This window comes from Sporosarcina sp. PTS2304 (genome assembly GCF_003351785.1).
Taxonomy (GTDB): domain Bacteria; phylum Bacillota; class Bacilli; order Bacillales_A; family Planococcaceae; genus Sporosarcina.
Genome location: NZ_CP031230.1, coordinates 3132895 through 3157888, shown reverse-complemented (window position 1 = coordinate 3157888; position 24994 = coordinate 3132895). Strand labels below are relative to the sequence as shown.

Sequence of the window (24994 nt, the reverse complement as noted above, 5' to 3'; positions counted from 1 at the left end):
GTCAAAATTTAACACATTTTTTACAGACACAACGAAAACACCGTCACGAAATATCTCGACTCTTATATTTAATCATGCCAAAAATGAATAAACCAAAAGCGACTACAAGCAACCCAACAGCAGCTAGCCAATCCATTTCCTCAATGGGAAGTTTCGACACATAGCCAAATGGCGAAAGTTTTTCCATCCACTGCGGAAACTGAAATAAACCGCCCAAGTACAACGTTAAAAAACCATAGAATAGATAGAGCCAGACAAAGCCCACCATTTTTTGTGCCAAACCAATTACGCACGTACTAATTGCGATCATTACTACTACCGCAGGAAAATGAACAATCCCAGCTTGCCACACAGTTCCAAACGCGAATGGCTCTTCCATAGAAACTGTACCAGCTGTCCACAGACTGAAACCTGCAAAACTCAGCATGACAAATCCATTGAACAAGGCCAACACCACATAAGCACCTAGTAATTTCACACGCGAAACCGCACGACCAAGTAACGGATCTACTCTCGACTTGCGTTCTTCTCCTGCTAGTTTATGGATGGCTAACAGAGCAGGAATAGTTCCGATAAAAGCCAATACCGCCATCAACATCGGTAAAAACTGTGTAGCAAGTGAACTATGTTCATCCGCCACAATCATCGAAGCAAATAGTTCATTGCTTCGGAAGAACTTATCCAAGTCGCCGAGAACGGAACCATAGGATAATCCAAGCACCAACATACCGATCGCCCACGAGATAAAAGCTGTTCTCTCTAAACGCCAAGCGAGTCCAAGTGGTGATTGTAAAAATCTAGTGGCATGTGCACGGCCACTTCTCGATGGTAACAAACCCGAGCCTAGATCTCGTTTCGCATGGAGAGCGATTGCTAGAACGAATAACAGTAGACCTCCAACAAGTAATAGCGTTACATACAACAAATCATTTTCACTAAACGGCTGAACCTGTGCCAACCAGCCAAACGGTGGAATGATTTCTGTACCCGCGCTCGCAGTAAATAACTACTAATCATCACCGCAAACGACAAACCAACCGCGGCCCTTGAACTTTCCACAAGTTGCGCACAAACCGCCGTCACACCTGCAAAAAACAACCCAATCGCACCAAGTCCCGCACCATACATGAAGGATCCCCATACATCCATACTTTCCAATGAAAGACTAAACAAACCGACACCGATTAGCACAGAAAGAACAACATTCATGACCACCAGCACTAGTATCGAAGCCATCAATTGCGAGTGTCGCGAAATGGATAAAGAACTCAGTAATTCCACCTGACCATCTTCCTCCATTGCACGCGTATGACGCACCATCAATAAAATATTCATAATCGCGACCGCAATCCCAGTCATCAATAACATCTGATGCGACACCATTACACCTAGCGTATAATGTGTTAAATCAGCTGGACCGACCATCGCCGTCATGACAGGGTTTTCCATCGTAGCCGCCATCATATCGCGATCTGTTTGGGTCGGATATAAAGTATTCAGCGCTGGCGGTACAAGTAACGTCAGCGCCACAATTCCAAACAACCACCATACATAGCGCAATCGATCTTGCCGGACGATAAACCGCGAGAGACGCAACGTTCCCGCAAATCTCCCGCGCATCATGATTCCCTACCTTCTACAGTTTCCTCATAATGACGCATAAATAAATCTTCCAGCGTAGGCGGCGTACTTTCAATTTTTCGTATACCATGCTCACTCAATTTCCGCATAATCTCTTCCATTTCATCTGCGTCCGCTTGAAATGTCCAACCATTTTCTGTCTCTGTAACTTCGTGAATACCTTGCCACGAAACGAGTGACTCCAGTGGGATACTCGTCTCCACCGTCAAATGCATACGAGTCAAATGCCGCAATTCATCCAACGTCCCGCACTCAATCAAACGACCTTGCCGAATAATCCCGACACGATCGCAAAGCTTTTCAACTTCAGACAGAATATGACTCGACAGCAACACCGTCTTGCCCTCTGCCTTCACTTCCGCCACGCATTGCTGAAACACTTTCTCCATTAACGGATCAAGTCCAGACGTCGGTTCATCCAACAAAAATAACTCCGCATCCGAAGCAAATGCCGCGACGAGTGCTACCTTTTGCCGATTCCCTTTCGAATACGTGCGACATTTCTTCGTCGGATCGAGCTGAAAACGCCGAAGCAATTCATCACGCTTTTGTTCATTACTCTGGCCTTGAAGGCTCGCGAACAAATCAATCACTTCGCCACCCGTCAACTGGGGCCATAAATTCACATCTCCCGGGACATACGCAATGCGACGATGAATCTCTACTGCGTCACGCCACACGTCCTTGCCGAACATCTTTGCAGTTCCGTTCGTCGCCCGCAACATCCCAAGCAATACTCGAATCGCAGTCGACTTCCCTGCCCCATTCGGTCCAATGAAACCGAACACTTCTCCTGATTTCACAGCTAAATCCAGACTACTCAGTGCATGATTCTTGCCAAACACTTTCGTCACTTGCTTCATCTCAATGACGTTCATCTCTATGCCCTCCCTTTGTTTAAGTCAGAGCTATTTTATTAATCTTAGCATAGAAATTGTAGGATGAATATTCTGATAGTTAACGAAAAAAACGTAAAGGATAGACCTCTACGTTTTAATCGAATACCATATCATCCTCTTCACTAACGATCGCGCTGACATGCAAGTACGGGCCTAGTGTACTGACCCTTACCGTAATACCGTAGTAAATCCGGTGACTGCCAGGTGCTACTTTGCTTTCGGGGAAGTCGATAAAAAACTCACCGGCTTTTTTTGGTGTGATGCGGAATGTGTTCGTTCCTTTATCTCTCGTCACTGTTGCGATTTGCTCACTTCCTTTAGGTAACACATGCTGGCCCAGTTGCGCTCCTTCCCACACCTTTACGACTTCACTCGTTTTGATTGGTGTCACATGAACAAAATAATAAAATTTATCTAGTTGTTCAGTGGACGTCAGCCAGTAGCGCACTTCTTTATCGTCCATATAACGCACAGTCGCAATGAATGTCCCCGGCTGATCGATTGAAATCGTCGAGCAATATTGCAGTGTCGTATTTGTACATGGCTTGAACTCTACGTGATCGTTCACCAATTTTCCTTCCGCCGTGGAAAGCGTGATGGATTTCGCACGGGTTAACGCTTCATTCGTCTCTGTTCTAGCATCATCAAGCCAAAGTTGTACGGGTGTCGAATAGATATCATCCGTCTCTTCCAATGAAATGTTCCATTCATCATCCACTTTTTTCACATGAACATAGTATTTCCTGTAATTTTTATGCTCAGGTCGGCTGGCATCAGCAAATGTAGAAAAATGCAGTGTCGCCGTGCCTTCCTTCTTCGGAACTAGATGAATTTTCGTCATAAGATTCGGTTGGCTCGGCATCTCGCTACCAGGCACAATATCAACTATATCCGAAGTCGCTTTGCTGACGTCCGCGAACCTCTTCCATTGATAGTCTTTCGCATAAAGCGTCACGATACCGGGCTTTACATCTTCCGCAGCTTTCAATAACTTCGCCGCTTGCCCTCTCGTAATGGAAGCGTTCGGACTAAATGTCGTAGGAGACGTTCCCGTAGTGAGCCCAAGCTGATATAAACTATAAATGCCGTCGCGGTGACTATTTTTATGCACGACATCTTTAAATCCATAATCCGGATCACGATACAATGGCAAATCAAACGCTTTGACAAGGATCGAAGCCATTTGCGCACGTGTAATCGAATCATTCGGGCCAAAACGTCCATCGCCATAGCCGTTGATGACACCTTTTTCTGCTAGTGCTGCAATCGCTTGGTAATAGCCGTTTGCCTTCGTAACGTCTGTAAATTTAGGCTCTTTGACATTCGTCGTTTCTAGTCTGATCATCTTGACAATGATCGCAGCCGCTTGCCCACGCGTGATAGGGTTGCTCGGTTTGAACATACCGTCCGGATACCCACCAATGACGCGACGTTTCGCCAACTCATTGACCGCTTCCGCAAAGTGTTTTGTTGAAGGGACATCCGGAAACCGTTGAATGCTTGCGGCTACGTTAGATATCGGATGAACGACGAGGAGTAGCAATAATCCAAACGCGATCCATAGTTTTCTCATTTTTCATCTTCCTTTCCATCGTTCTTTCATAGGTTGCTGTACAGACGGTAAATTCGAGAAATAGTTTCAAACTTTTATTAATGTATACAAAAAAACGCACAGCGTATTGCACGCTCGTGCGTTTCGTTATTTACCACTTTTTCTATTATCCACGTCATGTAATTTGTTCCATCGTCTACTGCACTACTCCAACTTCTGGACGAACACCAACTGACTTCCCGACACAAACTCAAGGATTCTCTCGGGAGAATCCTAACGACTACACTAACTCTACAATCCCCCGTCAAGAGCATCTCATTTCCAAAAAATTTTTTTTGGATAAACAAGCTCGTTATTTTCTGTATGTTTGACAATCTGGCCTGATTGAGACACTAACCTTCTGCTGTTATTGCACTCGATTCTGTTCATACACAATTTTTTATGCACCGGTTAGTAAGAAAAACATAAACAATAGAACAACCGCTATAACCAAAGCCCCTATAATAAGACGTTTCAAAACCTCACCACAATTATCCGTTACTTCTCAATTTAGCCCAATTGTTAAACGAACCCTATACATACTCTCGTTACATCAATGATATTTTTCCTATAGTACATGAAAATAACATCCCACCGATTACTGATCGTTTGCTCGTTTGTCCATCTGAGCAGCCATCTGTTTTGCGGTTGGACCCTCCTCATGCTGTAAGTGATCGACGATGCTTTGATAATCTGTCGCATTTCGATTTTGGCTCATCTTATAAGCAGCCTGCATTTCATCTACTTGAATTTTGAGGCCGACAATGCCTGTTAGTTCCTTTTCCAGAAGCGATGGAGAAAGCGTATCCCATAAAACAGGATTTTTTCGATTTCCCTCGTATTTTTCCAGCAGGAGGGCAAGGTCTTTGATCAGTTCCTCTTCTGACACTATAGTTGCCTTTCCGTAGACGTGGACAGCCTGATAGTTCCAGGTCGGGACATTTTCTTGTTCATACCAAGAAGGGGAGATGTAGGCATGCGGTCCTTGGAATATTACCAAAGTATCTGCAGAATCGACGAATGTCCGCCACTGGGGATTGCCGTAAGCCATGTGACCAGTTATATAGTAATGATCCTCTTCTTTCACTAGTTGCATCGGCAAATGGGTTGCGATAGGTGTTCCTTTTTTCGTAGTAATGAGTGTCGCAAAGGAGTTCTGCTGAATAAACTCTCGGATTTCTTCTGCGTCATGAACCTTAAACTGATTTGGAATATACATATTTCTCCACCTTTCATTAAACTAGTCATTGCTCTTTTTATACTGATAAGGTTTACTTGCCCAGTCTATAAACGCAGTGACTAGCGTAATTCCAATAGTTAACATTATATTCTCCAGCCACTGAATTTCAGAAGTAGAAACCCATTTCCAAGCAGTTATCAATACAAAAAATAGTAGGGCGAATGTGAAGTTTCTCTTCAACAAAGCAATCACCTCGTAATCTCTTTTCTATTAGATTTTCCACCATTGATTCAATTGCCTAAGTAGTTGTTATCTTATAATCTACTGTAGCACAAAACACCTTATTCCTTCTCCGTTTTCTATGCATTTTACCATTTTCACTCTATGCACGAAAATTCGTTGCTGGATTCCTTCATTTCCACTTGTTTTAGTGTTTCTTTTGCGGGATCTGCGAGCACTTTTCCTGTACCGTCAAATATCGATCCGATGAACAGTCTTCTATCAGGCGTCACTAGGTCATGTTCGGATCAGGCCGATGTGTATTTCCACCAATGATAGGAAAAGAAGCTACCCTTTCAAGCATTCTATATACTGGTGAATAAAACATTTTAAAATAGCCATACTAAGCAACAGTAGATTGCAAGATGACAAATTACTTTTATAGATGATATAATAATCCGAATATACAGTTTATTTATCTTCTAACACTACTACTTATATCTATACAAGGAGGGTGACAGCAATGGATCACAACAAACCACCACATAATAACGATCAAAACCACGATCCAAGCAGACGTCGTTTTATGAAAAACACTGGACTCGTCATAGGCGGTGTCGCAGGAGGTTCACTGCTTGGAGGATTATTCTCAAACAAATTGCAATCAGAGCCATCCACTGTGACGAAAGACGACTCTACGAAACGAGATGTGACCGAAGCTAGAACATTTTTCACCAGATATACAGACTTCGTCGTACTTGAACAAGCATCGGAACGGATCTATCCGAAAGATCATAACGGACCCGGCGCCATCGAACTAGGCGTTGCATATTTTATCGATAAACAATTGGCAGGATCTTGGGGCTCGAACGTCAAAGATTACAGACAAGCTCCTTTTGACGGAGCGGATGCACAAGCTGTAAACTCCCGATTGACGAGAGGCGACCTATTTCTCAATGCTTTACGCAAAATGAATGAACTGAGCCAAGAACGATACGACGCGACATTCGAAAAAATAGATGAAGAACAACAAATCGCCATTTTGACAGACTTCGAGCAAGACAAAGTTCCATTAAACGGTGTCAGTTCCGCCAGCTTCTTTCAATTATTGCGCATGACAGTCATTGAAGGAGCCTACGCAGACCCTCTCTACGGAGGCAATCGGAATATGGATGGTTGGAGGATGAAAGAATTTCCCGGACCCGTCCCTTCCTACGCTAGCATTATTGAAAGCGATGAGTTCGTTAAAATGGAACCTATCAGTTTGACAGATTACCAAAGAAAATCATAACGTCAGGGGGATGAAAAAATGGTGAAAAAACTAGGAAAAGTGGATGTCGTCATTGTCGGCAGTGGCTGGTCTGGAGGAATCCCTGCTGCTGAACTTACGAAAAAAGGGTATACCGTCGTAGCATTGGAACGAGGAAAGGAAAAAACTCGTGAAGATTTCATCGGCTCTAAAGACGAACTGCGCTATTCCCGACGATTTGCGTTAATGCAGGATTTAGCGATCGAAACACTCACATCAAGGAATGAGTTGGACGAAGTCGCGAAACCTGTCCGAAATAATAGCGCCCTCGCTGTAGGAACAGATACTGGTGGGAGTTCGATGCACTGGAACGGCATCACGTATCGATGGTATCCGTATGATTTTGAAATATATAGCCAAACGGTGAAAAAGTACGGCAAAGAAAAAATTCCAAAAGAGATGACATTGCAAGATTGGGGCATCACGTACGATGAACTGGAACCGTATTATGACAAATTCGAAAAAATGGCTGGCATTTCAGGTGAGGATAATCCATTAGGGCCCGAACGATCCGATGCCTATCCCAATCCGCCACTAAAGAAAAATGCACAAATTCGGTTATTTCAAAAAGCCGCAACGGAACTTGGCTATCACCCGTACATGTCACCTGCAGGCAATCTTTCACAACAATATACTAATCCCGACGGTGAAACGTTGAATGCCTGCATGTATTGTTCGTATTGTGCATTGTATGGCTGTGATTTCGGTGCAAAATCCGATCCATTGGTGACTGTGCTAGAAACTGCCAAAAAGACCGGCAAGTACGAACTTCGAAACGAATCGTACGTAACGCGTGTAATTCATGATGGCAAGAAAGCTACTGGACTACAGTACATCGATATGAAAACAGGAGAAGTATGCGAACAACCCGCGGATATCGTTGTGCTAGCGGGCTTTGCGTTCACGAATAACCGCTTATTGCTGTTGTCGGAAATCGGCGAGCCGTATAATCCGAAGACCGGCAAAGGGGTCATCGGCAAAAACATGACCGGTCATGACAATAATATCGATATTATCGGTGTGATGGGCTATTTCGAAGATAAGAAATTTAATAACTTCGCAGGTGCTGGTTCATTACAAACGTGCTATGCGGATTATTGTGCAGATAATTTTGACCATCAAGATGTAGACTTCATTCATGGACTTGATATTGAAACCACATCTGTTGGACAGCGACCGATCACATCGAATCCCGTCCCTAAAGGTACCCCGACGTGGGGCAAAGAGTTCAAAGACAAGTCATTGCACTATACGAACCGCCACATGATCATCCGTCTACAAAAAGCCGCTTTGCCGAGCTCTCATAATTATTATGACTTGGATCCGACGTACAAAGACGCATTCGGCGATCCTTTGCTTCGTGTCACTCGTAAATATACAGACCAAGACCGCAAGCTGGCAGCGTTCGGTATCGAAAAAGGTATCGAACTTCTCGAACAAATGGGCGCAGACATTATAGAACCTGGCAACGTCGCTGAAGATTTTCCTCATGCGTACACTTCCGGACATTATGGTGGCGGCGTGATTATGGGAAGCAATCCAGCAACATCTGCAGTTAATAATTACTCACAACTATGGACGATGGACAACCTTTTCGTCGTCGGCGGTTCTTCTTTCCCCCACTTTTCCAACTACAATCCTACCGGAACAATTGGAGCCGTCGCATACCGGGCGGCTGAAGGAATGGATCTGTACCTAAAAGGCAAAGGCGGATTACTACTTGACGCAAAAACCGAATAACAGAAAGACACTTCCGCGACTGATTTCAGTCTACAGAAGTGTCTTTTTCCAGTCCACATGTCAAAAATACATAGCTGTCCTTTTCAACTTCGTCTCCCATTTGAATCGGAATACGTTCCTTGAAAATCGGCCCATCGACTACGACCGTATGAAACTCACCCGATTCGCCACAACTATCAATGTCGAGCGCTTCAAGTTCATCCATTAATTCGATCGTAAAGCGTCTGCCTAGAAATTCAGCAGGCATCTTCTCCGTGTGAACGACCACTATATACGCCTCGAACCCTTCTCGCACAAATTCCTCCAGCAACGATCGGCGAGACTCTTGCCACAACGGATGAACAGCTTCCATTCCAACTTTTGCGCACATCGACTGCACCCATAACAGATGATCTTCCAAATCGATATCGCCAAAAATCGCCTGTGGAATCCCATGCGCTTTGCACACACGCATCGCATCCATAAACTGTCCTTCATAGCCCGCCCAATCGGCTTTCCGAATCATCAACGGCACATCAAGTTGTTTCGCTTGTGCTTGAATGATTTCAAGAGGCAAGGCATGGGACTTTGAATGGGGCTGGTCTTTATCAAACATCGTCCATAGCATCGCGAGTACGTTACCTTCTCGGATTGCCCGATATGTAGCAAGTGCTGAATCTTTGCCTCCACTCCACGATGCTACAAACTTCGCCCCAGTCATTGCCCATCCGCCCAGGCAATGCGTGCATCTACTGAACGCGCCATGCGGATCATATATGAACGGAATCCAAGTTTCGGCCAGAAATATGATGCTAAATGATTCGCTGTATACCAGTCCGTCATCAGATATTCATAGCCAGCTTTTTTCATTTGAGTAAAACTATGATTCGCAATCGACTTCCCGATTCCTTGTCCACGCAACTCAATATTCGTCGCCGCCTGCACAAGAACCGCCGCCTGATCAGGTGTAGTCATCGCATGTCTAGCATCAGCCGTTGTGAATAAATGGAAAGCAACAGGCGCGTCATCTTGCTCCGCCACCCAGCTACGCGTTCCTTCCTTGCCTTCGTAAGCACTCAACATATCACGCTCCGCATCCAAGGCCTCTTGTGTAATCGGCTTCCACGCGGGCGCTTTTGCCTGATGCATACTATTCCAAGGCGCCATCTTCCGCAACATCTGCTGTTCATCGGCCTTCAATTCCTTCACTTTCACGAGACTATTCTCTCCCGGTTGCGCTCGATAATTCTCCAAAGACAACGCAGCAAACCGCTGTTCAAAACGGAAAGACTGTTCCAGCAACTCCAAGATCAACTCATCATTGCCAACCGGCGCATCCACCACATGCTCAAAGTAGCCATTGCGGATCCACTCCGCTCCCACCTCCGTATACATCAAACGCGCCAACCGCGGATGCTCGTCTTCATGCATCACAAACGAAGGATAGCCGACATATACCGTACGGCCACGCGTCACATCCTGACGATATTCATACAACAAATACCCTATAACATCATCATCACGCAACGTAACCAACCCGCCTACATACGGCTTACGCATCTCTTCCCACAAACGCTGCTCCGCCTGCCCCACTTCCTCAAACCGCTGTTGCAAAAATGGAAAGCGTCTCCGTTCTTCTTGATGTCTAGTCGCCAATAACGCGGCCATCTGCGGCAAATATTGTTCATCAAACTCAACAAATCGTATCATCAGAATCCCCTCCTGCCTAATTTAACTAAATTATACCATACCCTTTTCATTTTCCAATAAAACGAGAAGATTTGAATGAGTTATGTGTGGCGAGAGTTGATTTCTATGAGCGTCGCGACGAATGCTATGAGCGGAAACACTCTTCCTATGAGCGCGACAACGCATGCTATGAGCGGAAACACTCCTCCTATGAGCGCGACAACGCATGCTATGAGCGGAAACACTCGCCCTATGAGCGCGACAACGCGTGCTATGAGCGGAAACACTCACCCTATGAGCGCGACAACGCATGCTATGAGCGGAAACACTCTCCCTATGAGCGCGACAACGCATGCTATGAGCGGAAACACTCTTCCTATGAGCGCGACAACGCGTGCTATGAGCGGAAACACTCACCCTATGAGCGCGACAACGCATGCTATGAGCGGAAACACTCTCCCTATGAGCGCGACAACACACGCTATGAGCGGAAACACTCACCCTATGAGCGCGACAACACATGCTTCAATGAAAACACCCCCTTTCCTAAAAAGGAAAGGGGGGTGAACTGGTTGCGATTAAGCTGGCATTGGTGTATCTGTTGGCTTTGCATAATTTCCATTGCCGTACTCCGCATCAATGGCATCGCGGATTTCTTTCATGGATTTGCCGTCTTGCTTCATCTGCACAGATTTCACTGCAATCTCCAGACAAACCAAGCAGCGTGTGCCATGATCGTCCCAGACAACGGAACCGTCTTCACGCACTTCGTCCAGGAAGCAATTCAAGTTACTCTTATGGCCCGCGCTATCGCCACAGCCGCAGTAGCAAGGCATATACTCCAAAATATCCGTCGCTTTGCCTGCCACTTGGTAAACCATACGCATATCTTCAGGCTTATCATCTAAAAACGATGGCAAAATATCCGCTGAAGCAGTCACTTCTTGCAAATCACCATTCGGAAGATGTTCTGTATGATCATGACCAGCTTCAGCACGTACATCTTGAGGATCGACTTCTTCGGGTTTTTCCGTCGCACCATTTCCACAAGCCGCCAACGCCAAAGTGAGCGCCGCCAATGCCGCAAGTATTTTCTTATTCATAGCTAGTTGAAACTCCTTCGTGTGAACGTAATAACTTCAGTATACTCGATTCATTGCGAACACACGCGCACAATCTTATGACAAATTATTAATTTCCTGTCATTTTGCTTGGGTCTACGTATTCGTCAAACTGCTCTTCTGTCAGTAAACCCGTAGACAAAGCGGCTTCTTTTAGTGTTGTGCCTTCTTTATGGGCTTTCTTCGCAATTTTCGCTGCATTTTCATAGCCAATATACGGATTTAACGCTGTCACTAGCATCAATGAATTCTTTACTTTATTGTCAATCTCTTCACGATTCGGCTCGATACCGACTGCACAATTATCGTTGAAACTGATCATACCGTCTGCTAATAATTTGGCAGATTGCAGGAAGTTGTAAATGATAACCGGCTTAAAGACGTTAAGCTCAAAGTTCCCCTGACTCGCTGCGAAACCGATCGTTGCATCATTCCCCATCACTTGGGCCACGACCATCGTCAACGCTTCACTTTGTGTCGGATTCACTTTCCCTGGCATAATCGAACTGCCCGGCTCGTTTTCCGGAATCGTAATTTCACCGATTCCTGAGCGTGGACCACTTGCCAGCCAACGGACGTCATTCGCCACTTTCATCAAATCTGCTGCCAACGCTTTGAGCGCGCCGTGTGTATAAACGACTTCATCGTAACTTGTCAGTGCGTGGAACTTATTTGTCGCTGAAGTGAAGTCGATACCGACAGACTTCGAAATTTCTTCTGCCACTTTATCACCGAAGCCTGCTGGTGCATTGAGTCCTGTACCGACTGCCGTTCCACCGATCGCAAGCTCTTTCATTGATTCCACACTAATTTCAAGCATACTGCGCGTTTTTTCCAACATTCGGTGCCAGCCACTGATTTCTTGTCCCAATGTCAACGGAGTCGCATCTTGCAAGTGCGTCCGGCCAATTTTGATAATGTCCATAAAGTCTTCGGATTTCTGATGCAATGTCTTTTTCAGCTTATCGATTGCCGGCAACACTTCACGCTCTACCGCAATGACACCCGCTACATGAAGCGCTGTCGGGAATGTGTCATTCGAACTCTGAGATTTATTGACATCGTCGTTCGGGTGCAGACGCTCTTCCTCGCCCCACTCTTCCAACAGCTGATTGCCACGATTTGCTAACACTTCGTTCATATTCATATTGGATTGTGTACCACTTCCTGTTTGCCAAACGACTAACGGGAAATGCTCGTCCCACTTGCCTTCGATTACTTCTTCAGCTGCAGTTTTGATCGCTTTCATCTTCGCTTCCGATAAGTTGCCGAATGAATGACTCGCAATCGCTGCTGATTTCTTTAAATGGGCAAATGCTTGAATGACACCAAGCGGAATATGTTCGCCACCGATTTTGAAGTTCTGCTTACTACGCTGTGTTTGCGCCCCCCATAATTTGTCTGCAGGTACTTGTATTTCTCCGAACGTGTCATGTTCTATACGATATTCCATTTTCATCCACCTCTCGAAATTGTAATCAGACTCTTTCTCTATCATGCCTTATTTATGAGAAAATTTGAATTAAAAAGGGTTAGAAGCTTTTCTGATAACAAAGAAGAACAATAAAATCGCACAACTGCTACAGACGAAAACGACTATAGCGAGCGGCGCGGCAGATTGATCGCCGGCTAGACCGACTAGCGGAGAAACAATGGCACCACCGACAAAAGGCAATAACCCTAGAAATGCAGCCGCGCTACCTGCTGATTTCCCCTGGCTTTGCATCGCCAATGAAAAAGAAGCGGTAGAAACCATCCCGACACTCGAGACGATCATGAACAATGCAATCGCGATAAACGGTAAGGACCATTCATTCCAGACGACCAGCGCCAATAAAATACTGCCTGAAAACGACAGAAGCACGCCCGTCCGCAAAAACTTCACTTCCTCAATTCTCCCGGCCAAACGCCCCGTTAACTGAGCCGCGATAATGATCCCGATGCCGTTGAGCGCAAAGAACAGAGAAAATTGCTGCGCATTGACACCGTATATATTTTGCAAAACGAACGGTGACCCTGCGATATATGCGAACATGCTGGACATGATAAAGCCCGATGTCAGCGCGATACTTATAAACCACGGGTCCTTCACTAAACTGCCAAACGTTTTGACGACTGAAAGCATACCCGCCTCTGCACGCTGTTCGACAGGCAATGTATCCGGCAAGAACCACAACGTCGCCAAGAACATAACGAACCCAATCCCGCCTAAAATGAAGAAAACGACCTGCCAAGACGTGAAGCTCAACACGACTCCTCCTGCAATCGGCGCAAGAATGGGAGCGGCCCCGCTGACAATCGACAACAGCGCCATAAACTTCGTCAATTCTTTCCCTACGTATAAATCACGTGCACAAGCCCGCGCGATGACAATTCCCGCAGCCCCCGTCATCCCTTGAACGAAACGCAAGAAGATGAACACCCAAATGTTGACACTGAACGCACAAAGCACAGAAGCTGCCGCATACACTAGCAAATTAATGACCAGCGGCTTTCGTCTGCCGTAAATATCACTCATCGGTCCAAACACTAATTGTCCCGCACCCAAGCCGACTAAACAAGCCGTCAAACTCAACTGAACTAGAGACGTAGAGGCACTTAAATCCTCCGCCACAACCGGCAATCCAGGCAAATACATATCCATCGACAACGGACCAAATGCCGTCAGCGATCCAAGCAACATGACAAGCCAAACCGTCGGCAACGGCACACTCTTTTGTAATTGATTTTCCATGTGGACAAAACTCATTTCTATTAATAATTCATTCATTCTAGCACGAATTAATTTCTGTATACAAAACTTCTTCTTATATAAAGTCAATTCCTCACACCATTCGCTATCCTTTTACGTATTTCTTTTGGTATGATGGATAAACGATTGATGCCAATAATAGATGGAGGTAGCTACATGTTAGGTCAACGTAAAACAGATCCTTTTTTCACTGCCTTATTAGATATCGCTCTGCACGTTCAACAATCGATGCATTATGCCAATGACTGTAAAGTAGAAAGCATCGCTGATTTGCAGGAAGTCAGCACGCGCATGAAAGCATATGAAACGTCCGGTGATACATTGATTCATGAACTGATTACGAAACTGAATGCGTCGTTTATCACACCTATCGAACGAGAAGATATTTTGGAAATCGCTATTACAATGGATGATATTTTGGACGGTATCGAACATTATTTTGCCAATCTGGAAATGTTTTCTTTCATTGAAATAGATGAATACATGCAGACGTTTATCGAAAATATTATGAAAAGTACCGATGAAATCGTTGCGGCCATGGAGTTATTAACGAAGAAAAAACTAGTCGAGATGCGTACGCATGCTGTGCAAATAAAGGAATATGAGCGTATTTGCGATGAAGTGTTGCGCACATCGATTAAACAATTATTTTTAAATGAAAAAGATCCTATTCGTATCATTCAGCTAAAAGATTTGTATGAGTTGCTGGAAGATATCGCAGATTATTGTCAGGACGTCGCAAATAATATCGAAACAATCATCATGCGCAACGCATAAGGAGCACTGATTGATGGATACGATTCTTCTATTGACCATTCTCGTGGTCGTGTTCGCTTTAGCATTCGACTTCATCAATGGATTTCACGATACAGCGAACGCAATTGCCACATCTGTCTCGACCCGTGCTTTAAAACCGCGCACAGCCGTTATGATGGCGGCGGTTATGAACTTTGTCGGTGCTATGACATTTACAGGGGTGGCCAAGACGATCACAAAAGATATCGTCGATCCGTTTACGCTGGATAACGGCTCCCTCGTCATTTTAGCAGCACTCGTTTCCGCTATCATTTGGAACTTAGTTACGTGGTATTTCGGCATCCCTTCCAGTTCATCGCATGCTTTGATCGGTTCCATCGCAGGGGCTGCTATTGCGGCGGCTGGATTCGGCATTTTAAATTACGGCGGCTTCATCAAGATCATTCAAGCCCTTCTCTTATCACCTTTCATTGCGCTTGTCGGCGGATTTATCGTGATGAGTATTTTACGGACGGTATTAAAGAATCGAAATTTATTTAAAGCCAATCGACGAATTCGTTATATGCAAATCGCCACAGCGGCTATTCAATCATTCACGCACGGAACGAATGATGCACAAAAAGCAATGGGAATTATGACGATGGCTTTGATCGCTGCGGAATTGCAAACGTCCGATGACATCCAGCTGTGGGTGCGTATCGCAGCAGCTACCGCAATGGGACTTGGCACGTCAATCGGCGGCTATAAAATCATCAAAACTGTCGGCGGCAAAATCATGAAAATCCGACCGATTCACGGCATAGCAGCTGACTTGAATTCTGCCATAATCATTTTCGGCGCCACCCTTCTTCACTTGCCAGTCAGCACGACACACGTGATTTCTTCTTCTATTATGGGAGTGGGATCTGCACAGCGTTTTAAAGGTGTAAAGTGGGGCGTGGCGCAGAGAATCGTCTTCACTTGGGTCATCACAATGCCCATTTCAGCTATCGTGGCGGCTATTGTTTATAAACTATTCGCACTCTTCTTATAATATTTTAACTTGCAATCTTTAACAATACTTGGTATGATAAAGAAGAATTATTTTTGTTCGACGCAAGGTCAATGATTTCATCTCGACCGTTTTTAAGAAATTGAGCAAGGATAGTAATACAATGTGTACACAACCGTACACAAGGAGGAAACAAACATGGAACAAGGTAAAGTAAAATGGTTTAACGCAGAAAAAGGTTATGGCTTCATCGAACGTGAAGATGGCGACGACGTATTCGTACACTTCTCAGCTATCCAAGGCGACGGGTTCAAAACACTTGAAGAAGGTCAAGAAGTATCATTCGAGATCGAACAAGGTCAGCGCGGACTTCAAGCTACTAACGTAACTAAAAACTAATTTAACTTCACAAACCACTTCCTTTTAGGGAGTGGTTTTTTTGTGCATTTCTTTTCTTATTTCCATAAGACATTCTGTACGTTTTTCGTTATGATGAACATACAATATGACCCAATACATAGGAAAAGGAGGAACTACATTGCTGCCATTCGCAAAGTTTGTCACTACGTCTTATAAGTGGATTCTTGCTTTCTGGCTTGTCTTTTTCGGCATCATGACGTACTTTGCCATTCAACTTCCCGGTCTTTTAGCAGGAGATGGATTTAGAGTCGATGGCGAACATGAAAAAGTCATGAAGATCATCTCGGAAGATTTCGGCTTGCCTGCTGAGTCATTGTTGATCGTATTCGATGGGAAAACCGATGCCGAAATCGATGCTACTTTAGAAAGACTGGATACGCTTCACATTGCGTCGGAAATCGTTTCTCCGTTAGCGGAAGACGCACAATATACGAATGATTTATCTTATGCACTCTTACATTTCAATGAAGCACCCGATAATATGCCGCAAGTCGTTTCAGACATTCGCGCTTCATTTGCCAAAGAGGAAGGTATCGTCCTAACAGGCGGTGGTGCATTTGAACATGACGTCAATCAGGCAAGTCAGCGTGATTTGATGACTGCGGAGGCTATTGGCTTGCCGATTGCAATCATCGTTTTGCTGTTCGCATTCGGCACAATCGTCGCTTCGTTCGTTCCTTTAATTGTAGGAATCGGTACCGTTGTGTCTACGTTAGGTGTGATGGGAATACTAGGCAATCAAGTGGAGCTGTCCATTTTCGTGCTCAATATCGTCCCTATGCTCGGGCTGGCACTAAGTATCGACTTTGCGTTGTTGTTCATCAGCCGTTACCGCGAAGAATTAAAAAAGCAATCTATCGTGGATTCTATTATTATGACGATCCGCACAGCGGGCCGCTCGATTATTTTCTCCGCGATCTGTGTCTTTATCGGACTCGGCGCCATGTTGCTTATTCGAGTGGATATTTTCATGAATATCGCGGTTGGCGGTATGATCGTCGTCGGCATGGCCGTTATTTCTTCACTCACTTTATTGCCGGCAGTTCTTTTAGTGTTAGGCGAACGAATTCATAAAGGGCGATTGCTGAAAGATCACACAGAAGATGCGAATGGCTGGCGCAAGTTTGCGAACGGTGTCATTAAAAGACCTGTAACCATTGCTCTCGTAGCGTTTGTGCTGCTAGCGATCGCAGTTATTCCTGTACGCAATATGGAACTGACAATTCCCCAAATTGATTCATTGCCAGAGTCATTCGACACCCGTACCGCCTTCGAAAAAATGCAAGAGACATTCGAACTTGATGCGGAAAGTACCGTCTATATATTGGCTGAACGTGAAGGTGGATGGAAAACGACTGAAGGCCTTAACGCGATGAAAACACTTCAAGACCAGTTAACGGAGGACTCATTAGTAAAGGACGTTTCGACGATCTTCACTCTTAGCGGCATCGAAACACCAGCCGAGTGGGAAAACCGGCTAAAAGTGCCTCCGCTATATGATCAGCTAAATCCATTATTAAAAGAGTTGACCGACACGAACCGACTGCTGATTCCCGTCACCTTACGCGCAGCCGGCAGTTCAAATGAAGCCCAAGATTGGGTACGTGACTGGTCCGCTACAGCCGACTGGAACTTGCTGATTGGCGGAGAGCCACGTTTCAACCAAGAAATTTTCGATGAAATTGCAGATCACATCGTCTACGTCTTGCTTATTATTGTTGTTTCCACATTTTTCATCTTATTAGTCGCATTTCGATCGTTAATCATCCCGATCAAAGCGATTTTGATGAATATTTTAGGACTCTCTGCCACATTCGGAATCTTAGTGTACATTTTCCAATACGGTCATTTTGGGCTGCATCCTGGCACGGTGGCGCTCATCATTCCCGTCATCGTCTTCAGTCTCGTCTTCGGTTTGAGTATGGACTATGAAGTATTTTTAATCTCTCGCATGCAAGAGGAATTCTCGTATTCATTTGATAACGACAAATCCACTGTAGAGGGACTCGCTACCACGAGTAAAGTCATCACTTCTGCCGCACTTATCATGATCGTCCTTACAGGTGCATTCGCATTCACCGACGTCATGCCCGTCAAGCAAATCGGCGTCGGCATTGCTGTCGCTGTCGCAATCGATGCAACCATCATCCGGCTCCTTCTCGTCCCAAGCCTGATGAAACTATTCGGCAAATGGAACTGGTGGCTCCCATTCGGTAAAGGACTGTACCGCTCGAACAGCCAGATATCTAGAGGGCGCGAAGAGTGAACGGATGAAGTGTGAGGTTCCGATCATAGAATGACCACTTCCGCTCATAGCACGCGCGGTTCCGATCATAGAATGACTACTTCCGCTCATAGCACGCGCGGTTCTGATCATAGAATGACCACTTCCGCTCATAGCACGTGCGGTTCCGATCATAGAATGACCACTTCCGCTCATAGCACGTGCGGTTCCGATCATAGAATGACCACTTCCGCTCATAGCACGTGCGGTTCTGATCATAGAATGACCACTTCCGCTCATAGCACGCGCGGTTCCGATCATAGAATGACCACTTCCGCTCATAGCACGTGCGGTTCCGATCATAGAATGACCACTTCCGCTCATAGCACGTGCGGTTCCGATCATAGAATGACCACTTCCGCTCATAGCACGTGCGGTTCTGATCATAGAATGACCACTTCCGCTCATAGCACGCGCGGTTCCGATCATAGAATGACCACTTCCGCTCATAGCACGTGCGGTTCCGATCATAGAATGACCACTTCCGCTCATAGCACGCGCGGTTCCGATCATAGAATGACCACTTCCGCTCATAGCACGCGCGGTTCCGATCATAGAATGACCACTTCCGCTCATAGCACGCGCGGTTCCGATCATAGAATGACGACTTCCGCTCATAGCACGTGCGGTTCTGATCATAGAATGACGACTTCCGCTCATAGCACGCGGCCACCTCACACAAAAAAGCAGTTACTCAAACGATGAGTAACTGCTTTTCTTATTGCCAACCAAACGAGCCGCGTTCACTGTATGACACGTCTTCGATAGATTGATGATTTTTTTGTGTTGGATTGTTTTTAAAGGTTGCCTGTACCATGAAATAGATCGCCGCCACTACAGCGACAACGCAAATGATCAAGCCGATTGCGACTGTTTTGCCTTTCATTTGAGTTCACCCCTATTGCCTTTATTTCGTTTTGACTGAAAAGCCTTCTTCTTTCAAGTAACTAGCGGCTTCTGCATAATCACCGAAACCTTCTTCCAGATTGGATCCGTGGTAGACGTTAAAGAAACCGTCTTCTTCCAGCAACGTCACCATCGAGCCTTCTGGATGTTGCCACGTCTCACTGATCTCTTCTTTTTCAGGAGCTTCTGTTGCAAGCCCTTCGACTGCCGCGCGAATCACTGACCGCAGTTCATCCGCAGTAAAATCCCGCACATTAACAAGGCCGCGATCATCCGGCTCGTACCCTTCAATGCCCGCTACATAAACGAATGCGTTGCCGTTCGGATGCAAATGTTGAACGACGACTGTTTTATCGAACAATGACTCTTCATAATGATAGTTCAAGCGTTTCATAGACACTTCTTTTTTTACAAGCTCCGGGAACTCTTCTATAATTAGTTGTTTCTCTTCAAATGTTAACATCGTTTTCCTTCTTTCTAATAAAATTCTATCATTACCTCGTTTTCCATTCGATAAATAAAACTAGCAAGATAATGACTGCAAATGCGACGATATAGAACCAGGAAGGTACACTGCTCACACCACCGAACACGCCATCCACTCCTTCCAGACTTTCCATTCTTTTTTTAGTATACCCTTTTTAATGCTCGTCTGGACGAAAACTTTCAACAATTCAATAGCTTCTGCTGTATTGACCGCATGAAAAAAGAGTATAATACATGAGAGGAGTGGGTGTCACATGATAAAACGCCTTTTTCAGTTGCTCATCTTAGTCGTGATTGTATACGCTGCCAAACCGTGGTGGGAAGGTCCGGTGTCCGAATATGTGGATTTATCGTTCCTGGATCCGCTCGATGCACGTGTAGAATCCGTACTGAATGAGGAAACGATTGAATCTGCGCTTGATTATACAAAACAATCGATTACTACCATCGTCACGTTCATTTCAGAAAAAACAGCTTCTTCTCGCGCGCCGGATCCCGTCGAACAACCTGCGCTCGAAACGCCGAAACAAGGAATTCTTTCCATTCACAACATCGAAATCGGCATGTCTGAAGCGGAAGTACAGGCGGAACTAGGGGTACCTGTTCGTCAAACGATGAATGAATACGGGACGGAATGGCTGACCTTTCATCAAAACTATCAAAACTTTGTTATGCTTTCATATGATGCGAAACGAAATGTACAAGCAATTTATACGAATGATCGACTAATCTCTTCATCTATCGGCATCGAGTATGGTGCTTTACAAGCCGACGTTCGCGAGTCGATGGGGGAACCCATTACAGAAATTCGCAAAGGAACGAATATTTACAAAATGCAAAAAGATGAAGGCATGGATATTTTTCATTCGAACGGCATGTATATATATGTTTTTTACGATTTGCATAAGCATAACCAAGTTACCGCCATTCAGCTAATTTCTGATGCGCTCGAACAAAAGAAATCTGCGCTCTACGCACCGAAAAACGATGCGCTGCGCAAAGGCTTCGAACTCCAGTTATTTGATCTAACGAATGCGGCAAGAGTGCGTCACGGACGGTCGATTTTGCAGTGGGATGAAAAAGCGTCTATTACCGCGCGCAAGCATAGTTTAGATATGGCGATGCATGATTATTTCAGCCATGAAAACTTGCAGGGCGAATCTCCTTTCGATCGCATGAAAAAAGAAGGCGTGTCATTTGTCAGTGCCGGAGAGAATTTGGCGTATGGACAATCCAGTAGCATTTTCGCTCACGAAGGATTGATGAATTCCAAAGGTCACCGCGAAAATATATTAATACGGGATTATCAATATCTAGGAATCGGAGTAGATTTCAGCGACAAAGAACAGCCATTTTATACGGAAAACTTCTTCGCCAAGTAAGGGGTTTTCCTTTCATTGTACAATGCTTTCAAGTAAAATAAAGACAAGGCCTTTTATAGTGAAAGAGTCTTCATTACAGCATCAAAGGAGAATATCAATTGAAAAAACTAGCTGCATTTTTTCTAGCTGCGACGTTAATTTTGTCGCCAATCGGAAACATCATCTTTCAAGATGAAATTACTGCGGAAGCACGAGGCTATAAGTCTGGCAAGAAGAGCTTCAGCACGCCAAACAAAGTACAACCGAACAAAATTGAAAAGAAGCAAGATAATACAAAGCAAGACAATGTAAAGCAAAATAATGACAAGACAGCTACCGGCAACACAGCGAAAAAGCCTAGTATGGGTGGCGGCTTGATGAAAGGTCTGCTCGTCGGTGGTCTAGCAGGTCTATTATTTGGTAGCTTATTCGCCAATATGGGAGTTCTCGGATCCATCCTTGGGTTACTGATCAATGTGGCCGCGATCGGTTTCATCATCTTCATGATCCGCAAGATTTTCGTACTCTTCAAAGAGAAACAACGTAAAAAAGAAGAGGAAATGAACTCATGGAACAGCAGATAATTTATGAGCAGGACGTAGCAAATGCGGTATGTGTCTTAATCGCCAAAGAAGCGCGTGCCATGCCTGATGATGTGGAAGTTGAGCTCGGTTATGACGATGAAACAGGCTTTACTGCCGAAGCGGAATTGAACGGGCAGATGCATTATTTAGATACGATGCGTCTCGTAGAGGCTCTTCGCTTATGGATTGACCAATATCTTGATCTTGATCCGATGGCTGCGGGTATTCAGCTGAAGCTGGATGATGAAGAAGGCATTATTGCGTTAATTCGATAAATAGACAGACGTTCCTTTTTGACAGGAGCGTCTTTTTCATGCAAAAAAACGGCTTCTTTCGATAGAAGCCGTTTCCCTTTATTGTGCATTTGTTGATGTAATTTCAGCACATGCAAACGGTGCACCCGAATCACCTGCAGGATCCGTCTTATAATCGTCCGCTCCTTCATGAATGATCAACGCCGTGCCATCATCGTCAAGCAATGAATTGTCCTTGCCCATTTCAAGAGTTACAACATCTGCTGTAATTTCGACGCTGGCATTCCCTTCTTCATCCGCCACCAGATTCTCTAAATCCCCTGAGTGATGTCCTTTTGGATTGTCAAAACCATGCTCTACATCAGTTGGATTAAAATGACCTCCCGCAGAAGCTTTAAAGTCTGGGGCTGTACACACTCCCGTTTCATGGAAATGCATGCCATGCTCACCCGGTGTCAAGCCCGTCACATCGACTTTCATCGATACACCGCTAGGCCCCTCTGTTAATGTGACAGTCCCAATAGAATCACCATCCGTATTATGAACGGGCGCTACCACTTCCGTCATCGTCTCTTCTTGCTCCACTACCGCATCTTCATTGCCATTGACCGGCTCCTTTTCATCTGAAGCTCCACCACAAGCCGCCGTCAACAAAGCCGCCCCTAACACAATACTCGGTAATTTCCACATACAAATTCCTCCTTTTTCTACTATGTACATTCTTTCCAATCCACCGCATGTTATACAATGAATCCATAGTCTGACTGTACCCACTTTTTTAGGTTGTCTAACATAGATGATGTTTTTTTGAGCGTGAAGTCACACCCTATGAGCGGAAACACTCACTCTATGAGCGGTAACACACACTCTATGAGCGGTAACACGCACTCTATGAGCGGTAACACGTACTCTATGAGCGGTAACACGCACTCTATGAGCGGTAACACGTACCCTATGAGCGGTAACACGCACTCTATGGATAAAGTCCATATAATTGTGTAAATAGAAAAAGAGCCACATCAATTCCCTATGTTACAATGTTCACAACCACGATCACATTGAGGAGGAATTGATGATGACCCTATTTGATTATCTTAACATAAACGAGGAAGAACTAAAAGAAGCGGTGATGACTTCTAATCTGGACAACGTGCTGAAATCTGCTGTCGTTCTCATATTAAATGAGTATATGGAAAAAGAAAGAGATGAGTATTTGGAAACGGCCAAATATGAACGAGTAGCTGAGCGACGTGACTATCGCAACGGCTACTATGAACGAGAACTGATGATCACTGTCGGGCGCGTGAAATTAAAAGTTCCGCGTACACGAGAAGGTGGTTTTTCGACATCGGTTTTTGAAAAATATGCACGGGTGGACCAGGCGTTTATGCTTTCCATGCTAGAGATGGTGGTCAGTGGCGTTTCCACAAGGAAAGTGACGAATGTTATCGAGACATTATGCGGAGAAACGGTTTCTAAATCTTTCGTATCTTCACTGACTGCCCAGCTCGATCCGATCGTCAACCAATGGGCCAGCCGTCCTTTGAATGTGACGACGTATCGTTACTTGCATGTGGACGCCATGTATATCAAAGTCCGTGAGAATCGAAAAGTGGTTTCCAAAGCAGTTTATATCGCGACGGCGATCAGCACGGACAACCGCCGGGAAGTGGTGGGGCTGAAAATTGATCAAGCAGAGAGTTTCGAAGCTTGGCAGTCGTTCCTCCAGAGTCTAAAGCGACGTGGACTCCAATCTCCTGACCTTGTCATCTCGGATGCACATGAGGGGCTCAAGAAGGCGATTAGCCAGGAGTTTGTCGGGACTTCTTGGCAACGATGTACTGTCCATTTCAAGCGGAATCTACTAAAAGCATTACCGAAAAAAATGGCCAAATCCTTTATGGCGGACGTGCGCACTATTTTTATGAGCTCTGATCTTGAAGGAGCTCGGGAAGCGAAAGAACGGCTGGTAGAGAAGTATGCGAAAGAGCCACGTGTTCAAAAAGCGTTAGATATTCTTGAGGGAGGCTATGATGAGGCCACGCAGTTCTTAAATGAGCCTTCTCGTTATCATCGCTATACAAGTTCTACCAATCACCTAGAACGCTTAAATCAAGAAGTGCGAAGAAGAGAACAAGTCATCCGCATTTTTCCAAATGAGCAGTCTGCCTTTCGACTGATCGGTGCTGTGCTGATGGAGGCGGATGAACGTCTACAAAAAGGCAGCCCGCTACGGTAAGTCAAAACAAAACTGTTCCCGCAGGGAGGGGGTACCCCCTCCCTGCGGGAACAGCAAATCGAACTATCCGTGAAGTGACATTCAATAGGGGATAAGTAATTTACACAAGATCAAGGACTTGACTGAAAGTCACGTCTCTATGAGCGGTTGACGCAATTCTATGAGCGCGAAGCCACTTCCTATGAGCGAAAGTCATGTCTCTATGAGCGGTTGACGCACTTTTATGAGCGCGAAGCCACTTCCTATGAGCGAAAGTCACGTCTCTATGAGCGGTTGACGCAATTCTATAAGCGCGAAGCCACTTCCTATGAGCGAAAGTCATGTCTCTATGAGCGGTTGACGCACTTTTATGAGCGCGAAGCCACTTCCTATGAGCGAAAGTCACGTCTCTATGAGCACGAAGCCACTTCCTATGAGCGAAAGTCATGTCTCTATGAGCGGTTGACGCACTTCTATGAGCGCGAAGCCACTTCCTATGAGCGAAAGTCACTTCCTATGAGCGAAAGTCAGATAAAGTCCATATAATTGTGTAAATAGAAAAAGAGCCACATCAATTCCCTATGTTACAATGTTCACAACCACGATCACATTGA

28 protein-coding genes are annotated in these 24994 nt (G+C 45.1%); 10 read left to right on the top strand and 18 right to left on the bottom strand.

Translation table 11 applies throughout. From position 1 onward, the window contains the following. Window positions 1-43: 43 nt before the first annotated feature. The 6 genes from DV702_RS17155 to DV702_RS15090 all read right to left on the bottom strand — a co-directional run bounded on the left by DV702_RS17155 (window position 44) and on the right by DV702_RS15090 (window position 5554). Window positions 44-958 carry a hypothetical protein gene (locus DV702_RS17155; protein ID WP_240315640.1) on the bottom strand — a complete coding sequence of 305 codons (915 nt, stop codon included), beginning with the start codon at window positions 956-958 and terminating at the stop codon, window positions 44-46. Beyond that, window positions 913-1623 carry a hypothetical protein gene (locus DV702_RS17150; RefSeq protein ID WP_240315639.1) on the bottom strand — a complete coding sequence of 237 codons (711 nt, stop codon included), beginning with the start codon at window positions 1621-1623 and terminating at the stop codon, window positions 913-915. Before DV702_RS17150 ends, DV702_RS17155 begins: the two co-directional genes overlap by 46 nt. Beyond that, window positions 1620-2519, bottom strand: a complete 900-nt coding sequence (locus tag DV702_RS15105) for an ABC transporter ATP-binding protein (protein ID WP_114925492.1) — start codon at window positions 2517-2519, stop codon at window positions 1620-1622. Before DV702_RS15105 ends, DV702_RS17150 begins: the two co-directional genes overlap by 4 nt. A gap of 115 nt (window positions 2520-2634) precedes the next feature. Then, window positions 2635-4113 carry an S-layer homology domain-containing protein gene (locus DV702_RS15100; RefSeq protein WP_114925491.1) on the bottom strand — a complete coding sequence of 493 codons (1479 nt, stop codon included), beginning with the start codon at window positions 4111-4113 and terminating at the stop codon, window positions 2635-2637. Between the two features lie 616 nt (window positions 4114-4729). Beyond that, the gene (locus DV702_RS15095) at window positions 4730-5350 is read right to left on the bottom strand and encodes an FMN-binding negative transcriptional regulator (RefSeq protein ID WP_114925490.1); all 621 of its coding nucleotides are present in this window, start codon (window positions 5348-5350) and stop codon (window positions 4730-4732) included. 21 nt (window positions 5351-5371) lie between these two features. Further along, window positions 5372-5554, bottom strand: a complete 183-nt coding sequence (locus DV702_RS15090) for a hypothetical protein (protein ID WP_162805828.1) — start codon at window positions 5552-5554, stop codon at window positions 5372-5374. Window positions 5555-6053: 499 nt separating this feature from the next. On the opposite strand from DV702_RS15090, the gene DV702_RS15085 reads away from it, so the two are divergent. Next, window positions 6054-6821 carry a gluconate 2-dehydrogenase subunit 3 family protein gene (locus DV702_RS15085; RefSeq protein WP_114925488.1) on the top strand — a complete coding sequence of 256 codons (768 nt, stop codon included), beginning with the start codon at window positions 6054-6056 and terminating at the stop codon, window positions 6819-6821. A gap of 18 nt (window positions 6822-6839) precedes the next feature. Next, entirely contained in the window at window positions 6840-8579 is a 1740-nt protein-coding gene (locus tag DV702_RS15080; protein WP_114925487.1) for a GMC family oxidoreductase, read from the top strand. A 25-nt stretch (window positions 8580-8604) separates the two neighbouring features. On the opposite strand, the gene DV702_RS15075 is transcribed toward DV702_RS15080, so the two are convergent. From DV702_RS15075 to DV702_RS15050, 7 genes are all read right to left on the bottom strand, one after another. Further along, window positions 8605-9279 carry a Dph6-related ATP pyrophosphatase gene (locus DV702_RS15075; protein WP_114925486.1) on the bottom strand — a complete coding sequence of 225 codons (675 nt, stop codon included), beginning with the start codon at window positions 9277-9279 and terminating at the stop codon, window positions 8605-8607. Then, window positions 9276-10268: a GNAT family N-acetyltransferase gene (locus tag DV702_RS15070; RefSeq protein WP_240315638.1), complete on the bottom strand. Its 993-nt coding sequence runs from the start codon at window positions 10266-10268 to the stop codon at window positions 9276-9278. The genes DV702_RS15075 and DV702_RS15070 overlap by 4 nt, the downstream gene beginning before the upstream one ends. Before the next feature lie 80 nt (window positions 10269-10348). Next, entirely contained in the window at window positions 10349-10534 is a 186-nt protein-coding gene (locus DV702_RS16915; protein ID WP_162805827.1) for a hypothetical protein, read from the bottom strand. After that, on the bottom strand, window positions 10535-10660 hold the full coding sequence (locus DV702_RS17255; protein WP_256359807.1) for a hypothetical protein: 126 nt from the start codon (window positions 10658-10660) through the stop codon (window positions 10535-10537). Window positions 10661-10825: 165 nt separating this feature from the next. Further along, complete coding sequence (locus tag DV702_RS15060) at window positions 10826-11350, bottom strand: PCYCGC motif-containing (lipo)protein (protein WP_114925484.1); 525 nt, start codon at window positions 11348-11350, stop codon at window positions 10826-10828. Between the two features lie 88 nt (window positions 11351-11438). Then, window positions 11439-12821 (bottom strand): class II fumarate hydratase, encoded by a 1383-nt coding sequence (fumC, locus tag DV702_RS15055; protein ID WP_114925483.1) that lies wholly within the window; start codon window positions 12819-12821, stop codon window positions 11439-11441. Between the two features lie 69 nt (window positions 12822-12890). Further along, entirely contained in the window at window positions 12891-14102 is a 1212-nt protein-coding gene (locus DV702_RS15050) for a multidrug effflux MFS transporter (RefSeq protein ID WP_371682715.1), read from the bottom strand. Between the two features lie 174 nt (window positions 14103-14276). On the opposite strand from DV702_RS15050, the gene DV702_RS15045 reads away from it, so the two are divergent. From DV702_RS15045 to DV702_RS15030, 4 genes are all read left to right on the top strand, one after another. Then, the gene (locus DV702_RS15045) at window positions 14277-14897 is read left to right on the top strand and encodes a DUF47 domain-containing protein (RefSeq protein WP_114925482.1); all 621 of its coding nucleotides are present in this window, start codon (window positions 14277-14279) and stop codon (window positions 14895-14897) included. A 13-nt stretch (window positions 14898-14910) separates the two neighbouring features. Then, a complete protein-coding gene (locus DV702_RS15040) occupies window positions 14911-15909 on the top strand; it encodes an inorganic phosphate transporter (RefSeq protein ID WP_114925481.1) in 999 nt (332 codons plus the stop codon). 156 nt (window positions 15910-16065) lie between these two features. Further along, the gene (locus tag DV702_RS15035; RefSeq protein ID WP_114925480.1) at window positions 16066-16266 is read left to right on the top strand and encodes a cold-shock protein; all 201 of its coding nucleotides are present in this window, start codon (window positions 16066-16068) and stop codon (window positions 16264-16266) included. 106 nt (window positions 16267-16372) lie between these two features. Next, a complete protein-coding gene (locus DV702_RS15030) occupies window positions 16373-18553 on the top strand; it encodes an MMPL family transporter (protein ID WP_205407189.1) in 2181 nt (726 codons plus the stop codon). Here DV702_RS15030 and DV702_RS15025 read toward each other — a convergent pair. Genes DV702_RS15025 through DV702_RS15020 form a run of 3 tightly spaced genes read right to left on the bottom strand, consistent with a single transcriptional unit; the run spans window position 18467 to window position 19940 of the window. After that, a complete protein-coding gene (locus DV702_RS15025) occupies window positions 18467-19231 on the bottom strand; it encodes a hypothetical protein (RefSeq protein WP_114925478.1) in 765 nt (254 codons plus the stop codon). The two genes, DV702_RS15030 and DV702_RS15025, sit on opposite strands and share 87 nt — an antisense overlap. 58 nt (window positions 19232-19289) lie before the next feature. After that, the gene (locus DV702_RS16910; protein WP_162805826.1) at window positions 19290-19457 is read right to left on the bottom strand and encodes a hypothetical protein; all 168 of its coding nucleotides are present in this window, start codon (window positions 19455-19457) and stop codon (window positions 19290-19292) included. 21 nt (window positions 19458-19478) lie between these two features. Further along, window positions 19479-19940, bottom strand: coding sequence for a hypothetical protein (locus tag DV702_RS15020; protein WP_114925477.1), 462 nt, complete (start codon window positions 19938-19940; stop codon window positions 19479-19481). A 277-nt stretch (window positions 19941-20217) separates the two neighbouring features. Between DV702_RS15020 and DV702_RS15015 the strand changes: the two genes are divergently transcribed. From DV702_RS15015 to DV702_RS15005, 3 genes are all read left to right on the top strand, one after another. Next, a complete protein-coding gene (locus tag DV702_RS15015; protein ID WP_240315637.1) occupies window positions 20218-21345 on the top strand; it encodes a CAP domain-containing protein in 1128 nt (375 codons plus the stop codon). Window positions 21346-21443: 98 nt separating this feature from the next. After that, the gene (locus DV702_RS15010; RefSeq protein WP_114925475.1) at window positions 21444-21908 is read left to right on the top strand and encodes a hypothetical protein; all 465 of its coding nucleotides are present in this window, start codon (window positions 21444-21446) and stop codon (window positions 21906-21908) included. After that, the gene (locus DV702_RS15005) at window positions 21893-22183 is read left to right on the top strand and encodes a DUF2653 family protein (RefSeq protein ID WP_114925474.1); all 291 of its coding nucleotides are present in this window, start codon (window positions 21893-21895) and stop codon (window positions 22181-22183) included. Before DV702_RS15010 ends, DV702_RS15005 begins: the two co-directional genes overlap by 16 nt. A 78-nt stretch (window positions 22184-22261) precedes the next feature. Here the strand turns inward: DV702_RS15005 and DV702_RS15000 are convergent, their stop codons facing one another. Both DV702_RS15000 and DV702_RS17250 read right to left on the bottom strand, forming a co-directional pair. After that, window positions 22262-22852: a superoxide dismutase family protein gene (locus DV702_RS15000; protein WP_240315636.1), complete on the bottom strand. Its 591-nt coding sequence runs from the start codon at window positions 22850-22852 to the stop codon at window positions 22262-22264. Window positions 22853-23004: 152 nt separating this feature from the next. Continuing rightward, window positions 23005-23130, bottom strand: coding sequence for a hypothetical protein (locus DV702_RS17250; protein WP_256359806.1), 126 nt, complete (start codon window positions 23128-23130; stop codon window positions 23005-23007). Window positions 23131-23237: 107 nt separating this feature from the next. On the opposite strand from DV702_RS17250, the gene DV702_RS14995 reads away from it, so the two are divergent. Beyond that, complete coding sequence (locus DV702_RS14995) at window positions 23238-24401, top strand: IS256 family transposase (RefSeq protein WP_114924934.1); 1164 nt, start codon at window positions 23238-23240, stop codon at window positions 24399-24401. Window positions 24402-24994 lie beyond the last annotated feature (593 nt).

Bases quoted from the DNA above. Each gene is read 5' to 3' on its own strand.
- DV702_RS17150 (WP_240315639.1), bottom strand. From the start codon at position 1,623: ATGATGCGCGGGAGATTTGCGGGAACGTTGCGTCTCTCGCGGTTTATC.
- DV702_RS15105 (WP_114925492.1), bottom strand. From the start codon at position 2,519: ATGAACGTCATTGAGATGAAGCAAGTGACGAAAGTGTTTGGCAAGAAT.
- DV702_RS15100 (WP_114925491.1), bottom strand. From the start codon at position 4,113: ATGAGAAAACTATGGATCGCGTTTGGATTATTGCTACTCCTCGTCGTT.
- DV702_RS15095 (WP_114925490.1), bottom strand. From the start codon at position 5,350: ATGTATATTCCAAATCAGTTTAAGGTTCATGACGCAGAAGAAATCCGA.
- DV702_RS15085 (WP_114925488.1), top strand. From the start codon at position 6,054: ATGGATCACAACAAACCACCACATAATAACGATCAAAACCACGATCCA.
- DV702_RS15080 (WP_114925487.1), top strand. From the start codon at position 6,840: ATGGTGAAAAAACTAGGAAAAGTGGATGTCGTCATTGTCGGCAGTGGC.
- DV702_RS15075 (WP_114925486.1), bottom strand. From the start codon at position 9,279: ATGACTGGGGCGAAGTTTGTAGCATCGTGGAGTGGAGGCAAAGATTCA.
- DV702_RS15070 (WP_240315638.1), bottom strand. From the start codon at position 10,268: ATGATACGATTTGTTGAGTTTGATGAACAATATTTGCCGCAGATGGCC.
- DV702_RS15060 (WP_114925484.1), bottom strand. From the start codon at position 11,350: ATGAATAAGAAAATACTTGCGGCATTGGCGGCGCTCACTTTGGCGTTG.
- fumC (WP_114925483.1), bottom strand. From the start codon at position 12,821: ATGGAATATCGTATAGAACATGACACGTTCGGAGAAATACAAGTACCT.
- DV702_RS15050 (WP_371682715.1), bottom strand. From the start codon at position 14,102: ATGGAAAATCAATTACAAAAGAGTGTGCCGTTGCCGACGGTTTGGCTT.
- DV702_RS15045 (WP_114925482.1), top strand. From the start codon at position 14,277: ATGTTAGGTCAACGTAAAACAGATCCTTTTTTCACTGCCTTATTAGAT.
- DV702_RS15040 (WP_114925481.1), top strand. From the start codon at position 14,911: ATGGATACGATTCTTCTATTGACCATTCTCGTGGTCGTGTTCGCTTTA.
- DV702_RS15035 (WP_114925480.1), top strand. From the start codon at position 16,066: ATGGAACAAGGTAAAGTAAAATGGTTTAACGCAGAAAAAGGTTATGGC.
- DV702_RS15030 (WP_205407189.1), top strand. From the start codon at position 16,373: ATGACCCAATACATAGGAAAAGGAGGAACTACATTGCTGCCATTCGCA.
- DV702_RS15025 (WP_114925478.1), bottom strand. From the start codon at position 19,231: ATGAGCGGAAGTCGTCATTCTATGATCAGAACCGCACGTGCTATGAGC.
- DV702_RS16910 (WP_162805826.1), bottom strand. From the start codon at position 19,457: ATGAAAGGCAAAACAGTCGCAATCGGCTTGATCATTTGCGTTGTCGCT.
- DV702_RS15020 (WP_114925477.1), bottom strand. From the start codon at position 19,940: ATGTTAACATTTGAAGAGAAACAACTAATTATAGAAGAGTTCCCGGAG.
- DV702_RS15015 (WP_240315637.1), top strand. From the start codon at position 20,218: ATGATAAAACGCCTTTTTCAGTTGCTCATCTTAGTCGTGATTGTATAC.
- DV702_RS15005 (WP_114925474.1), top strand. From the start codon at position 21,893: ATGGAACAGCAGATAATTTATGAGCAGGACGTAGCAAATGCGGTATGT.
- DV702_RS15000 (WP_240315636.1), bottom strand. From the start codon at position 22,852: ATGTGGAAATTACCGAGTATTGTGTTAGGGGCGGCTTTGTTGACGGCG.
- DV702_RS14995 (WP_114924934.1), top strand. From the start codon at position 23,238: ATGACCCTATTTGATTATCTTAACATAAACGAGGAAGAACTAAAAGAA.